The 12053-nt window shown below is 72.7% G+C and carries 13 protein-coding genes and 1 tRNA gene; 11 read left to right on the top strand and 3 right to left on the bottom strand.

From position 1 onward, the window contains the following. The 3 genes from ACPYOM_RS16985 to ACPYOM_RS16975 all read left to right on the top strand — a co-directional run. Nucleotides 1-1072, top strand: a 1072-nt coding sequence (locus tag ACPYOM_RS16985) for a four-carbon acid sugar kinase family protein (protein ID WP_481346863.1), incomplete at its 5' end; no start/stop codon positions are given. Continuing rightward, nucleotides 1069-1800 (top strand): 3-oxo-tetronate 4-phosphate decarboxylase, encoded by a 732-nt coding sequence (gene otnC / locus ACPYOM_RS16980; protein WP_481346862.1) that lies wholly within the window; start codon nucleotides 1069-1071, stop codon nucleotides 1798-1800. The genes ACPYOM_RS16985 and otnC, both read left to right, overlap by 4 nt. After that, nucleotides 1800-2456, top strand: coding sequence for an aspartate/glutamate racemase family protein (locus tag ACPYOM_RS16975; RefSeq protein WP_481346865.1), 657 nt, complete (start codon nucleotides 1800-1802; stop codon nucleotides 2454-2456). Before otnC ends, ACPYOM_RS16975 begins: the two co-directional genes overlap by 1 nt. Before the next feature lie 119 nt (nucleotides 2457-2575). Here the strand turns inward: ACPYOM_RS16975 and ACPYOM_RS16970 are convergent. After that, nucleotides 2576-2649: transfer RNA gene (locus ACPYOM_RS16970), tRNA-Gly, on the bottom strand. Nucleotides 2650-2758: 109 nt separating this feature from the next. Between ACPYOM_RS16970 and ACPYOM_RS16965 the strand changes: the two genes are divergently transcribed. Together ACPYOM_RS16965 and ACPYOM_RS16960 are read left to right on the top strand one after the other, a co-directional pair. After that, nucleotides 2759-3190 (top strand): hypothetical protein, encoded by a 432-nt coding sequence (locus ACPYOM_RS16965; RefSeq protein ID WP_481340632.1) that lies wholly within the window; start codon nucleotides 2759-2761, stop codon nucleotides 3188-3190. Next, on the top strand, nucleotides 3190-4047 hold the full coding sequence (locus ACPYOM_RS16960) for an SMP-30/gluconolactonase/LRE family protein (protein WP_481346861.1): 858 nt from the start codon (nucleotides 3190-3192) through the stop codon (nucleotides 4045-4047). The genes ACPYOM_RS16965 and ACPYOM_RS16960 overlap by 1 nt, the downstream gene beginning before the upstream one ends. Before the next feature lie 41 nt (nucleotides 4048-4088). On the opposite strand, the gene ACPYOM_RS16955 is transcribed toward ACPYOM_RS16960, so the two are convergent. Then, nucleotides 4089-5645 carry an AAA family ATPase gene (locus ACPYOM_RS16955; RefSeq protein ID WP_481346860.1) on the bottom strand — a complete coding sequence of 519 codons (1557 nt, stop codon included), beginning with the start codon at nucleotides 5643-5645 and terminating at the stop codon, nucleotides 4089-4091. A gap of 122 nt (nucleotides 5646-5767) precedes the next feature. Here ACPYOM_RS16955 and dcd point away from each other — a divergent pair, with 122 nt between their 5' ends. Together dcd and ACPYOM_RS16945 are read left to right on the top strand one after the other, a co-directional pair. Then, nucleotides 5768-6346: a dCTP deaminase gene (gene dcd / locus ACPYOM_RS16950; protein ID WP_481340623.1), complete on the top strand. Its 579-nt coding sequence runs from the start codon at nucleotides 5768-5770 to the stop codon at nucleotides 6344-6346. Next, nucleotides 6343-7104: an alpha/beta hydrolase gene (locus ACPYOM_RS16945; RefSeq protein WP_481346859.1), complete on the top strand. Its 762-nt coding sequence runs from the start codon at nucleotides 6343-6345 to the stop codon at nucleotides 7102-7104. The genes dcd and ACPYOM_RS16945 overlap by 4 nt, the downstream gene beginning before the upstream one ends. Nucleotides 7105-7175: 71 nt before the next feature. Here the strand turns inward: ACPYOM_RS16945 and ACPYOM_RS16940 are convergent, their stop codons facing one another. Further along, complete coding sequence (locus ACPYOM_RS16940; RefSeq protein WP_481346858.1) at nucleotides 7176-8627, bottom strand: aromatic amino acid ammonia-lyase; 1452 nt, start codon at nucleotides 8625-8627, stop codon at nucleotides 7176-7178. A 232-nt stretch (nucleotides 8628-8859) separates the two neighbouring features. Here ACPYOM_RS16940 and ACPYOM_RS16935 point away from each other — a divergent pair, with 232 nt between their 5' ends. The 4 genes from ACPYOM_RS16935 to ACPYOM_RS16920 all read left to right on the top strand — a co-directional run. Continuing rightward, nucleotides 8860-9552: an IclR family transcriptional regulator gene (locus ACPYOM_RS16935; RefSeq protein ID WP_481346857.1), complete on the top strand. Its 693-nt coding sequence runs from the start codon at nucleotides 8860-8862 to the stop codon at nucleotides 9550-9552. Then, nucleotides 9549-10763, top strand: a complete 1215-nt coding sequence (locus ACPYOM_RS16930; protein ID WP_481346856.1) for an ABC transporter ATP-binding protein — start codon at nucleotides 9549-9551, stop codon at nucleotides 10761-10763. Before ACPYOM_RS16935 ends, ACPYOM_RS16930 begins: the two co-directional genes overlap by 4 nt. After that, nucleotides 10763-11407: an ABC transporter permease gene (locus tag ACPYOM_RS16925; protein ID WP_481346855.1), complete on the top strand. Its 645-nt coding sequence runs from the start codon at nucleotides 10763-10765 to the stop codon at nucleotides 11405-11407. Before ACPYOM_RS16930 ends, ACPYOM_RS16925 begins: the two co-directional genes overlap by 1 nt. Continuing rightward, nucleotides 11404-12053: ABC transporter permease (locus ACPYOM_RS16920; RefSeq protein WP_481346854.1), on the top strand; the 650-nt coding region annotated here is incomplete at its 3' end. The genes ACPYOM_RS16925 and ACPYOM_RS16920, both read left to right, overlap by 4 nt.

Below are 12053 nucleotides of genomic sequence, written 5' to 3'. Positions count from 1 at the left end.
GTACTGCTCCACCTTCGACTCCACGCCCGAGGGCAACATCGGCCCGATCACCGACCTCCTGCTCCAGCTCACGGGAATGCAGACGTCGGTGATCTGCCCCTCGTCGCCGGTTCACGGTCGAACGGTCTACCAGGGACATCTGTTCGTGGGCGACCGGCTGCTGTCGGAGTCACCGATGCGTCAGCACCCGCTGACCCCCATGGCCGATGCAGACCTGGTCCGGTTCCTGGCTCGACAGACGACGGGCCGGGTCGGCCTGGTGAGCTGGCCAGAGGTCGCGTCGGGACGCTCGTCGGTCCGAGAGGCGGCTGACCGCCTCGCGGGATCTGGTGTTCGCCATGTCGTCACGGACGCGATCAGTGCCGACGACCTCAGGGCCGTCGTCTCCGCGATGCAGGGTCGCGCGCTCCTGACCGGGGGAGCCGGGCTGGCCGAGGCGTGGGCGGAGGCCGTCCACGCCCGGCTCCACTCGGGGGTGGAGCCTCCGGGCATCACGACTCCGGCCCCGGGCGCCACGCCTCCGGCTCCGGGCACGGGGCCGGAGGCCGACCGGACCCCCGACGAGGACCCCTCCGCAGGAGGCACGCTCGTCCTGGCCGGCAGCTGCTCCGCCGCGACCCTCGCCCAGGTCACGGAGGCCAGAGCCGCCTTTCCCACCTACCGGCTCGACCCGGTGCGAACGCCCCGTCCGGCGCAGATGCTCCAGGAGGCGCTGGCCTGGCTGCAGGCGCAACCCGCCGACCGACCGCGACTCGTCTACGCGTCGGCGACACCCGACGAACGTGCGGAAGCGGTTGCAGCCATGGGATCCCGTACGGCCGAGCACCTGGAACACGTGCTGGGTGCCTTGGCCGTGCACGCCGCCGCCGACGGCACCCGCCGGTTCGTCGTCGCCGGCGGGGAGACGTCCGGGGCCGTCGTCTCCGCCCTCGGCATCCGGCAGGTGCTGGTCGAGGACGAGCACGAACCAGGGGTTCCCTGGTGCACGACCGAAGGGCGCCGTCCCATCCGGCTCCTGCTCAAGTCCGGCAACTTCGGCTCGAGCCGACTGCTCGTGGAGGCCGCCACATGAGGCCTCGTGGAGAAGGGACGCTCGCCGCAGCCGAGGGCATCGCCAGGCTCGGGGCGTCGATCTTCGCCCGTGGCCTCACTCCCGGCCGCACCGGGAACCTCAGCTGCCGGGTCGGCGACGAGATCGTCGTGACACCGACCGGGGCCAGCCTCGGGTCTCTGGATCCGCACCGGCTCGCGATCATCGACATGGAGGGTCGTCCCATCAGGGGCGCTCTGCCCTCCAAGGAGGCCGGTATGCATGCCGCGCTCTACCGCGCCCGTCCGGCCGCCCGCGGGGTCGTGCACCTCCACAGCACCCACGCCGTCGCCGTCTCGTGCCTGGCCGACATCGACGAACGGTCTGCGGTCCCACCGCTGACCGCCTACTTCGCGATGCGCGTGGGGCAACTGCCGCTGGTCCCGTACTTTGCGCCCGGGGACCCCGCGCTAAGCGTCGCGGTGGAGGAGCTGGCTCGCCGGCACCCCGTGATGCTGCTCGCCAACCACGGCTCCGTCGCGGCCGCCGACGACCTCCTCTCCGCGGCCGATGCGGCGGAGGAGATCGAAGAGACAGCTCGGCTCTGGCTGATGCTGCGTGACCAGCCCACCAGACCGTTGACCAGCGCCCAGCTCACCTCCCTTGTAGCAGGCCGCACAGCAGGTTGTGAAGCGATCACGGCCGCCCGCAGCGCCACCTCGGCGACCGAGCCAGTACGTGATCGACTGCAGGAGGAGGAACGAGCGTGATGCGTCGTGTTGTTCTGGTTCACACGGTGGCCGGACTGGTGCCGGTCTTCCAGGATCTGGCCAAGGGACTACCCGAGGACGTGAAGGTCTCCAACATCGTGGACGAGTCCTTGCTGGAGGATGCGATCGCGGCCGGGGGGCTCACCCAGTCGGTGAACCGCCGGGTCGTGGACCACGTCCTGTCGGCCGCGGACAGCGGTGCCGTGGCCGTCCTTGCCACGTGTTCCTCGATCGGTCCTGCGGTGGAGATCGCCTCGAGACTGGTCGATGTACCGGTTCTGCGCATCGACCAGCCGATGGCATCGGCCGCTGTCGAGAGTGGTCGGCGGATAGGTGTGCTGGCTACGGTCGCATCGACGCTCAACCCTACGGTCGAGCTCCTGCGACGCTGCGCCCACGACCTCGAGAAGGACGTGGAGGTCAGCCCCGTCCTGATAGAGGGGGCCTTCGCGGCGATGAGGTCCGGTGATGCAGGAAGGCACGACGAGCTCATCGTCGAGGCCCTCATGGATCTGGCACTGCGCGTGGACGTGATCGTGCTCGCACAGGCGTCCATGGCGCGGGTGGTCGCCACTGTCGATCCGGGCGCCCTGTCCGTCCCGGTGCTGTCCAGTCCCGGCTCGGGGATCGCCGGGCTCGCGGCGGTGCTCTCGTAGGTCCCACGGAGTCCCGGTGGGAGACGGCGAGACGGGTCGTCTCCCGTGAGCTGCGCTCGCGGCCGGGTGCACGACGAAGCCGCAGGCCCGGACATGTGTCCTGACCTGCGGCTTCGTGCTGGAGCGAGCGACGGGAATCGAACCCGCGTATCCAGCTTGGGAAGCTGGCGCTCTACCATTGAGCTACGCTCGCACGGGCCGCCGCACGGTGCCCCACGAGGGGTGCGAGGCGGCACGCGGCGTCAGTGTAGCCGACGCCCGACCCCGTCCACGCACCGTCTCCCCAAGGCCCGACATCCACCATGGACCTCGCCAAGCAGACCGCCCTCGTCGAACACGTGCGGAGCCGGGGCGGCGACTCCACGCAGGTCGCCGTGACGCTCGAGCAGTTCTTCGAGGGCAACGACTGCGAGTGGTCGATCGCGCCCAACCGCGACGAGGCCATGCCCCTCGACACGGTCCGGCGCGTGCTGTTCGACCTGCGCGAGCGCCCGGAGGTGCATGACGTGCGCGTCGAGCTCGACGTGCTCGAGTTCCAGGCCTACCCCGACGACGAGTGGCCCTACGCCAGTGGCGTGGCCGTCATCACGACCCTCATGCCGGAGGAGGTCGACGCCATGACCATCGACGCCGAGACGCAGCCCAGCGGGGGCCCGGCGAGCCGGCTGGACTGGCTCGTCGACGCGCCCGCGATGCCCGACGGCCACCACTACGTCGGCGTGTGGTGGGACTGATGGACGGGCTCGTCGAGTCGCGACCGGAGCAGGTCACCGCACCGCTCTGCTACCACGCCGAGGGGCCGGTCTGGTCAGAGTCCTGGGGCGGACTGCGGTGGGTCGACCTGCTCGCCGGGGACGTCCTGACGCTGCACGCCGACGGCTCGGTCGCCTCGCTGCACGTCGGTGACGTCGCGGCGTTCGTGCGACCGCGAACGGGCGGTGGCTACGTCGTCGGCACCGAGCGCGGTCTGGCCCTGTCCGCGGACCCAGAGACCGAGCCGACGCCCTGGCTGACCCTCTGGGACGACACGTCGGTCCGGATGAACGAGGGTGGGTGCGACCCGCAGGGCCGCCTCCTCGCCGGCTCGATGGCCCACGACCGTGCCCCCGGTGGCGCCCGGCTCTACCGCGTCGACCCGGACGGCCGCGTCACGACAATCCTGCCGGACGTCACGATCTCCAACGGCATCGACTTCTCGCCCGACGGCGCGCGCGCCTTCTACGACGACACCCCGACCGGCCGCACCGACGTGTTCGACGTCGTCGACGGCGAGCTGACGAACCGCCGTCCGTTCCACACGGCCGACGTCGGCCATCCCGACGGCCTGACCGTCGACTCCGCGGGCAACGTCTGGGTCGCGCTCAACGGTGCCGGCCGCGTCCGCTGCCTGTCCCCCTCCGGGGACGTCCTCGCCGAGGTCGTGCTGCCCGTCAGGCAGACGACGGCGTGCACGCTGGGTGGCCCGGACCTGCGCGACCTCTACATCACCACCTCGCGGGAGAACCTCAAGGACCCCGAGCCCGAGGCGGGGTCGGTCTTCCGGGTCCGCGTCGCCGTGCCCGGCAGACCGGTGCTGCCCTTCGCCGGCTGACTGTCCGGGCTCACTGTCCCGGCGGGGGTCTCGCCGCCGGGCTAGGGTCCGGGGTAGGGCCCGGGGACCGGACCCGGGTACCCGCCACGGGGCAGGAACCCGACGCCCCGTCGGCTCCTCCGGGACCTGAGGCCGGACGTCCCGGCGCCTGCAGCGCCCTCTGCCGTGCCACCGGTCGGGTCCCCTGCCAGGCCCTCCGCGGACGCCGCGTCGACGCCGAGGAGGCTGCGCGTCAGGCGTTCGCCCTCGGACAGCAGCTCGTCGAGGGCGAGGCGGAGGTGCTCGTCCGACGGCGGCTCGGCGGCCAGGGCCGCCGCGAGGACCGCCCGACGGACCAGCTCCTTGGCGAACGAGGCCGTCGTGCCCTCGGACCGGACGGCAGCGGCCGAGATCGCCTCCGGACCGAAGAGGTGCCCGCCGTAGAGCCGGAGCAGCTCGCGGCGTCCGGCGCGGTCGGGCAGCGGGATCTCGGCCGCGAGGTCGACCCGGCCCGGGCGCTGCGCGAGCGCCACCTCGAGGTCCTCGACGCGGTTGGTCGTCAGGACGAACGCGACGTCGGCGTCGGCATCGAGCCCGTCGAGCGCGTCCAGCACCTCGAAGAGCAGCGGAGAGGCGCCCATCGGTGCGAACGAGCGGTCCTCGGCCACGAGATCGCAGTCCTCGAGGACGACGACGGCCGGCTGGTGCGCCCGCGCGACCTTCGCGGCGTCGTGGATGAAGCGCAGCGAGCCGCCGCTCAGGAGCACCGCCGTCGTGCCGGGAGTCGCCGACAGCAGGTAGCGCACCGTGTGCGTCTTGCCGGTACCCGGGGGCCCGTAGAGCAGGACCCCGCGCTTGAGGTGCTGGCCGTGGGCCCGCAGGCGCTCACGGTGCTCACCCATCCCGATGACGTGGTGCGCCACGCGGTCGAGCAGCCCGTCGGGCAGGATGACCGCCGCGGCGTCGACGGTCGGACGCGCCACGAACGTCACCCCGGCCATCCCCGGGCCGTAGGGGTCGCCGCCGAACGTCAGCACCTGGCCACGGAGGATGCTGCGGGCGTCCATGAGCTCCTGGACCCGCGCCATGAGCCGGTCGGAGGTGTCGCGGTCGCGCGACATGACCTCGATGCTGCCCGCCTCACGGCCGAACTGCCGGTTCATGCCCTGCTGGCGCACGGCCACCGGCTCGCCCTCGAACCGGAACATCCTGATGCCCGAGGTGACGACCTGCCGGTGGTCCTCCTTGCCGGGGCCGGTGGGCATGCGGCCGTAGTCGACCTGCCCCACCGGAAGGCCCATCCCGTGGATGCTCTGGACGAGGTCGCCGAGGGACATGTGGTGCCGGGCGTCACCGGCGATCCCGACGACGCTGCGCCCCGGGTCGGTCCCCGACACCTCGTCCAGGGCGATGTCGGCGTCGACGAGCCGGTGCGGCATGACCGGCTCCGACACGACGGCCAGGCCCTGCGGCGACACCCCGAGATGGGCCTCGAGCACGTCGACGAGCCGTGGCCCGCCGGCGTCGTCGGGCAGCTGCTCGAGCATCCGCCGGACGAGCTGCCGGAACTCGGCCACGAGCTCGCGCGTCCCCGCCTCGTCCCTCGGCTGCTCCGTCATGACCCAACGGTAGGCGAGCCCGGGTACCGCACGCGCCTGGAGCGACCGACCGTTCGGACCGGATCCGGCGGGCCTCGCGAGCGGTCCGCGGGCCGACGCCGCCTGCACGGTAGCCTCGACCCGTGCTGCTCTCCGACAAGGACATCCGGGGCGAGGTCGACGCCGGTCGTGTCGTGCTCGACCCGTGGGACGAGAACATGGTCCAGCCGTCGAGCGTCGACGTCCGGCTCGACAAGTTCTTCCGGCTCTTCGACAACCACAAGTACCCCTACATCGACCCGGCGGCCGAGCAGCCGGAGCTGACGCGTCTGGTCGAGGTCGGTCCGGACGAGGACGGCTTCGTCCTGCACCCGGGGGAGTTCGTCCTCGGGTCGACGCTGGAGGCCGTGTCGCTGCCCGACGACCTCGCCGCCCGCGTCGAGGGCAAGAGCTCCCTCGGCCGCCTCGGCCTCCTGACGCATGCCACCGCGGGCTTCGTGGATCCCGGGTTCTCCGGCCACGTGACGCTCGAGCTGTCGAACGTCGCGACGCTGCCGATCATGCTCTACCCGGGCATGAAGATCGGCCAGCTGTGCTTCTTCCGGCTCAGTAGCCCGAGCGAGAACCCTTACGGCTCAGCGAAGTACGGCTCGCACTACCAAGGTCAGCGCGGTCCGACCGCCAGCCGCTCCTTCCAGAACTTCCACCGGACGCCCGTGTGAGCAGGACGCTCGAGGGGCCGTCGCGCGTCGTCGGCCCGCCCACGGACGACGGTCTCCCGCCGGCGACCCTCGTCTGGCACGCCCGGCCCGCCGACGCCCGCGTCGTCGTCCTCGTCCTGCACGGCGGCGCCATCGGGGGGTTCGAGCCGAACCGGCCGTGGTCGCACAACGTCGCCCGGCTCGTGCCGTTCGCGCGAGCGCTGGCCCGCAAGGTGCCCGGGCCGGTCGCCGTGGCACGGCTGCGGTTCCGGGTTCGGGGGTGGAACGGCGACGACGCCATGCCGGTGCTCGATGCCCGCTGGGCCCTGGGTCGGCTGCGCGAGACGTACCCCGACGCGTCGATCGCGCTCGTCGGTCACTCGATGGGCGGTCGCACCGCCTTGCACGTCGGCACCGAGCCCGGGGTGCGCCTCGTCGTGGGCCTGGCGCCGTGGATCGAGCCCGGTGACCCGCGCCCCGGCCCGGGTCAGCGCACCGTCGTCGTCCACGGGGACCGGGACGTCGTCTGCGGCCTGAGCCGTTCCCGGCGCCTCGTCGAGACCATGCAGGCCGAAGGTCTCGACGCCTCCCTCGTGCGCGTCGAGCGGGGCGACCACGCGATGCTCGTGCGCTGGCCCCTGTGGACGCGCCTCGTCACCGGCATCGTCACCGCGACGTTCGCCGAGGAGCTGGGCCACGACGAGGAGCCGGCGAGTGGGCCCGAGGGCGCCGTCGTCGCCCAGGTCGTCCACTCCGGCGGCGTCACCCTCGACCTCTGAGGCAGGCGTGACGCCTCCGATCCGGCTGTCCCGGAAGGGCGCCCGAGCCCCCCGCGGCTGAGCCTCCCAGGTCAGGCGGGCCCCAGCGGGTCCGCGGCGACCCACTCGTCGACGATGTCGACCGCAGCCGCCACCGCGGGCGCAAGGTCGTGGTCGTCCGGCTCTCCTGCGAGGTGCCCGCACCGGGCCATCAGCTCGGACAGCTCGCCGGCGACCCGTCGCCCGCCCAGGACGAGCGCGCGGACAGCGGTGACGAGCTCGAGGGCGATGATCTGCCGGTAGGCCTCGGCGGCCTCGGTGAGGCGGGCCGACGACACCGAGGCGTGGCTCGCACCGTCCTCGACCCCGGCGGAGACCGAGACCCACTGGATCGAGCGCGCCGCCGACGCGGCCTCCCGGATGAGCGCCATGGCCGAGGCGGCGCCGTACTCCAGGATGAGCAGGCCGGAGGAACCCACCTCCGGACCGGCGAGGAACCGGGGCAGACCGCTCGCAGGGTCGGTCAGCAGATGGGAGATGCGAGACGCGCTCGTGTGCGCCGAGCCGACGAGGGCCAGCAGGGTCGAGTCGACGGCGAGGGCCAGGTAGGCCTGGTGGAAGCCGCCGTGGTGCGCGACGCCGGGCGGGTCGTCGTCCGTCAGGACCGCGGGGTTCTCGCTGCCGCTGTTGACGAGTGCCTCGACGACGCGGCGCAGGTCGTCGATCTCGTCGAGGAGCGGGCCGTGCACCTGCGGGAAGGTGCGCAGCCCGAAGAAGTCCTGCAGCTGGGCCGGCTCGACGGTGCTGCCGTGCACGAGCCGGGTGACGGTGACGGCCGCGGTGACGGCGCCCGGGAACGGGGTGACCCTCGGCACGGCCGGCCCGAAGGCCTCGAGGTTGCCGCGCAGCGCGACGAACGACAGGGCGCACACAGCCATGGCGACGTCGGCGAGCCGGGCGAGCCGGCCGCAGCCGAGGGCAGCCTCGGCCAGGGTGAAGGCGCTGCTCGACATCAGGGGCAGCGCGTCGGACTCGTCCAGGGGCGCGGGGGCGAGCAGGGTCCCGTCGGCGGTGGGGCGCTCGCCGAGCAGGGTGAGACCGACCTCCGCGAGCGCGGTGAGGTCGCCGGTGCCGATGGCGCCGCGCCGGTGCACGACGGGAAGCCGTCCGTCCTCGGCCCTCGTGGTCTCCACGAGCGCCCGAAGGAGCGACCCGCTGGCGCCGGAGGTCCCGGCGAGCAGCTGGTTGACGCGGATCGCGAGGGCGCTGCGCACGGTCGCGGGCGGGAACGGCCCGCCCCAGCCTGCACCGTGGCTGCGCAGCAGGGCGTGCCCCGGTCTCGGCGACGTGCTCGCCCGGTCGCGGTTGGCGCCGACCCCCGACGTCCTGCCGTACACGGGCCGCACCAGGGCCACCTCGTGGGCGGCACGGGCGGCCCGGTCGACCCGGGAGGCCGCCTCGGGGTCGACCGCGAGGTCCGCCCGCCGGCCCAGCGCCTCGATGGCGGCGATCGTCAGCTGCTGCCCGGTCAGGGTGATGGTCATGTGCGGTCCTCGGATGACGGCCGGAGATTTCTCGGGCAACAGGGTGTCGCGCTGTGTCCGCAGTGTGCCAGACTGCCACTGGGCAGCAAAGGGCTGCCGCAGAATGAAAACGGCACTCGTTGCCTCTCGCTCGATCACCGACGAGGTGTCACCCATGACACGTCCATCACCCCCACGGTCGCCGCGATCCGCGTCCCGGTCCGTGGGTCGTTCGTCGCCCGCCTCTGAGCCGGTGTCGACGCCCGCCCCCGGCGCCGCCGCCACCCGTTCCGTCGAGCGCGCGCTCGGTCTCCTCGCACACGTCTGCGAGACGGCGCCCACGAGCCTGTCGGAGTGCGCCAAGGCCGTGGGGCTGTCCCCGACGACGGCCCTGCGCCTGCTGCGCACGCTCGAGGTCCTCGACTTCGTCAGCCGCGACGAGGACGGCGACTTCCACCCCGGATCCCTCGCGTTCCGGTTCGGGGCGGTCGCCCTCGGCCGCAACCAGATGGTCAAGGCCGCCCAGCCGGCCCTGCAGCGACTCATCGCCCGATGCGGCGAGTCCGCGTACCTCGGCGTCGCCGGGCGACCTGACGAGGCGGTGTACATCGCGATGGCCGAGGGGACGTTCTCGATCCGCCACGCCGGCTGGGTCGGACGCACCGTGCCGGTCGACGGCACGGCCATCGGTGCGGCCCTGCAGGGCCGCACGCCGGAATGCGGGTATGTGGTGGTGCGTTCCAAGGTCGAGGAGGACGTCACGGCCATCGCCGCCCCCATCGCGTGGCTGGGCGGCGTCGCGGGGGCGCTCAACGTCGTCGGGCCCTCCTACCGTCTGGACCCGCAACGGAGCCGTGACGTCGGCGTCGCCGTCGCCGCGGAGGCTCGAACGATCGCGCGAACCCTGTTCCCGACCCCCCACACGAATGAGGTGACGAGCCGATGATCCGGTTCGAGTCAGTGACGAAGCAGTACCCCGACGGCACCGTCGCGGTCGACGAGCTCAGCCTGACGGCCCCCACCGGCAAGATCACCGTGCTCGTCGGGCCGTCCGGGTGTGGCAAGACCACGTCGCTGCGGATGATCAACCGGATGATCGAGCCGACCGGTGGCCGCATCCTCGTCGACGACCGCGACACTGCCACCATCGACAGCGCCGAGCTGCGCCGGGGCATCGGCTACGTGATCCAGCACGCCGGACTCTTCCCGCACCGCACCATCGTGGCCAACATCGCGACCGTGCCCCTCCTGCTCGGGTGGGACCGCGACAGGGCGACGAGCCGGGCCCTCGAGCTGATGGAGCGGGTCGGGCTGCCCCAGTCGTTCGCCAAGCGGTTCCCCTCGCAGCTCTCGGGAGGCCAGCAGCAGCGCGTCGGCGTCGCGCGCGCCCTCGCGGCCGACCCGCCGGTCATGCTCATGGACGAGCCGTTCAGCGCGGTCGACCCCGTCGTGCGGGACCAGCTCCAGGAGGAGTTCCTGCGGCTGCAGGACGAGCTCGGCAAGACGATCGTCTTCGTCACCCACGACATCGACGAGGCGATCAAGCTCGGCGACCAGGTGGCCGTGCTCCGGGTCGGGGGCACGCTCGCCCAGCTCGCGGCCCCCGAGGAGCTGCTGTCCCGGCCGGTCGACGACTTCGTGGCCGACTTCGTCGGGCGCGACCGCGGCTACCGCACCCTCGGCTTCCGCACCGCGACCTTTCCGACCAGGGCGGAGCCGACGGTCCGGCTCGGCGCGCCCGCGGCCGACGCCCGGGCCGTCACGGCCGACCCCTGGGTCCTCGTCCTCGACGACGAGGACCACCCGCTGGGGTGGGTCGAGCCGGAGCGGCTCGACGGTCCGGTCACGCGGGAGGCCCTTCATCGCGGCGGCACGGTGGCCTCGACCGAGGGGTCGCTCCGGCAGGCCCTCGACGCGGCCCTGTCGGCGCCCTCCGGCCGAGGCGTCGTCGTCGGGCCCGACGGCGCCTTCGTGGGCACCGTGCGTGCCCGGGACCTCATCGAGCCCATCGAGGTGAGCGCCGCCGGTCAGCGGGCCCGGGACGCCGAGACCGAGGGTGTCGAGCCGGGCGTCGAGCCGGGAGTCGAGCCGGGAGCCGAGCCGGGCGTCGAGCCGGGCGTCGACTCGGCCGCAGCCGCGGAGACGAAGGTCGTCTGATGGACTGGTTCACCTCGCACCTCGACGACGTGTGGGGACTGCTCGTCACCCACGCCTACCTCGCCGGGCTCCCCCTCCTGCTGGGCCTGCTCATCGCGCTGCCCCTGGGCTGGACGGCCCGTCGCTTCTCGTGGGCCTACCCGCCCCTCATCATCGGCACCGGGTTGCTGTACACGCTGCCGTCGCTGGCCGTCTTCATCCTGCTTCCCGGCATCCTGCACACGCAGATCCTCGACCCCACCAACGTCCTCGTCGCCATGACGGTCTACACCGTGGCCCTGCTCGTCCGAACCGTCGCCGACGGCCTCGCTGCGATCCCCGACGACGTCCGGCTCGCCGCCAACGCCATGGGGTACCGACCTGTGCGGCGGCTGCTCGGGGTCGAGCTGCCGCTGGCCGTCCCGGTCATCTCCGCCGGTCTGCGGGTGGCCGCCGTCAGCAACGTCAGCATCGTCAGCGTCGCCGCCATCATCGGCGTGCAGCAGCTCGGCTCGCTCTTCACCGACGGGTTCAACCGTGACTTCTTCGCCCCCATCGTGACGGGCATCATCGCCTGTGGACTGCTGTCGCTGGTCTTCGACGTCATCATCGTCGTCGTCACCCGGCTGCTCACGCCCTGGGCCCGAGCGAGGACCGCCTCATGATCGCCGACATCATCGGCTGGCTCACCGACCCGGCCAACCGCGAGGACATCGTGCAGCGGCTCCTCGAGCACATCGAGTACGTGCTCCTCGCGACGGGCATCGCGGCCGTCGTCGCCGTCCCCGCCGGGATGTGGGTGGGCCACACCGGGCGAGGGAAGTTCGCGGTGGTCAACATCTCGGGTTTCGCGCGCGCCATCCCGACCCTGGGCCTGCTCTTCTTCATCGTCCTGTGGCTGGGCCCGAACCTCACCGGCGACCTCGCGTTCCTGCTGCCGAGCCTCATCGTCCTCGTCGTGCTCGCCATCCCGCCCATCCTCGCGGGCACGTACGCGGGCATCGACGAGGTCGACCCCGCGGCCCGGGACGCCGCGCGGGGGATGGGGATGCGTGGCTGGCAGGTGCTGTTCAAGGTCGAGGTGCCGTGCGCGCTCCCGCTGATCTTCTCCGGCGTGCGCTCGGCACTGCTGCAGGTCGTGGCCACCGCGACCATCGCCGCGACGGTGGGCCTCGGCGGGCTCGGCCGTTTCCTCATCGACGGGCTCGCGGTCCGCGACTACGCCCAGATGGCCTCCGGGGCCGTGCTCGTCGCCGCCCTGGCCCTCGCCATCGACCTCGTCGCGTCCATCGCCCAGCGGCTCGCCGTCTC

The organism is Monashia sp. HAY1-2A (assembly GCF_056755315.1).
Note: the sequence above shows the minus strand (reverse complement) of the source record. Positions and strands in the feature narration are given on the sequence as shown.

Bases quoted from the DNA above. Each gene is read 5' to 3' on its own strand.
- otnC (WP_481346862.1), top strand. From the start codon at position 1,069: ATGAGGCCTCGTGGAGAAGGGACGCTCGCCGCAGCCGAGGGCATCGCC.
- ACPYOM_RS16975 (WP_481346865.1), top strand. From the start codon at position 1,800: ATGCGTCGTGTTGTTCTGGTTCACACGGTGGCCGGACTGGTGCCGGTC.
- ACPYOM_RS16965 (WP_481340632.1), top strand. From the start codon at position 2,759: ATGGACCTCGCCAAGCAGACCGCCCTCGTCGAACACGTGCGGAGCCGG.
- ACPYOM_RS16960 (WP_481346861.1), top strand. From the start codon at position 3,190: ATGGACGGGCTCGTCGAGTCGCGACCGGAGCAGGTCACCGCACCGCTC.
- ACPYOM_RS16955 (WP_481346860.1), bottom strand. From the start codon at position 5,645: ATGACGGAGCAGCCGAGGGACGAGGCGGGGACGCGCGAGCTCGTGGCC.
- ACPYOM_RS16940 (WP_481346858.1), bottom strand. From the start codon at position 8,627: ATGACCATCACCCTGACCGGGCAGCAGCTGACGATCGCCGCCATCGAG.
- ACPYOM_RS16930 (WP_481346856.1), top strand. From the start codon at position 9,549: ATGATCCGGTTCGAGTCAGTGACGAAGCAGTACCCCGACGGCACCGTC.
- ACPYOM_RS16925 (WP_481346855.1), top strand. From the start codon at position 10,763: ATGGACTGGTTCACCTCGCACCTCGACGACGTGTGGGGACTGCTCGTC.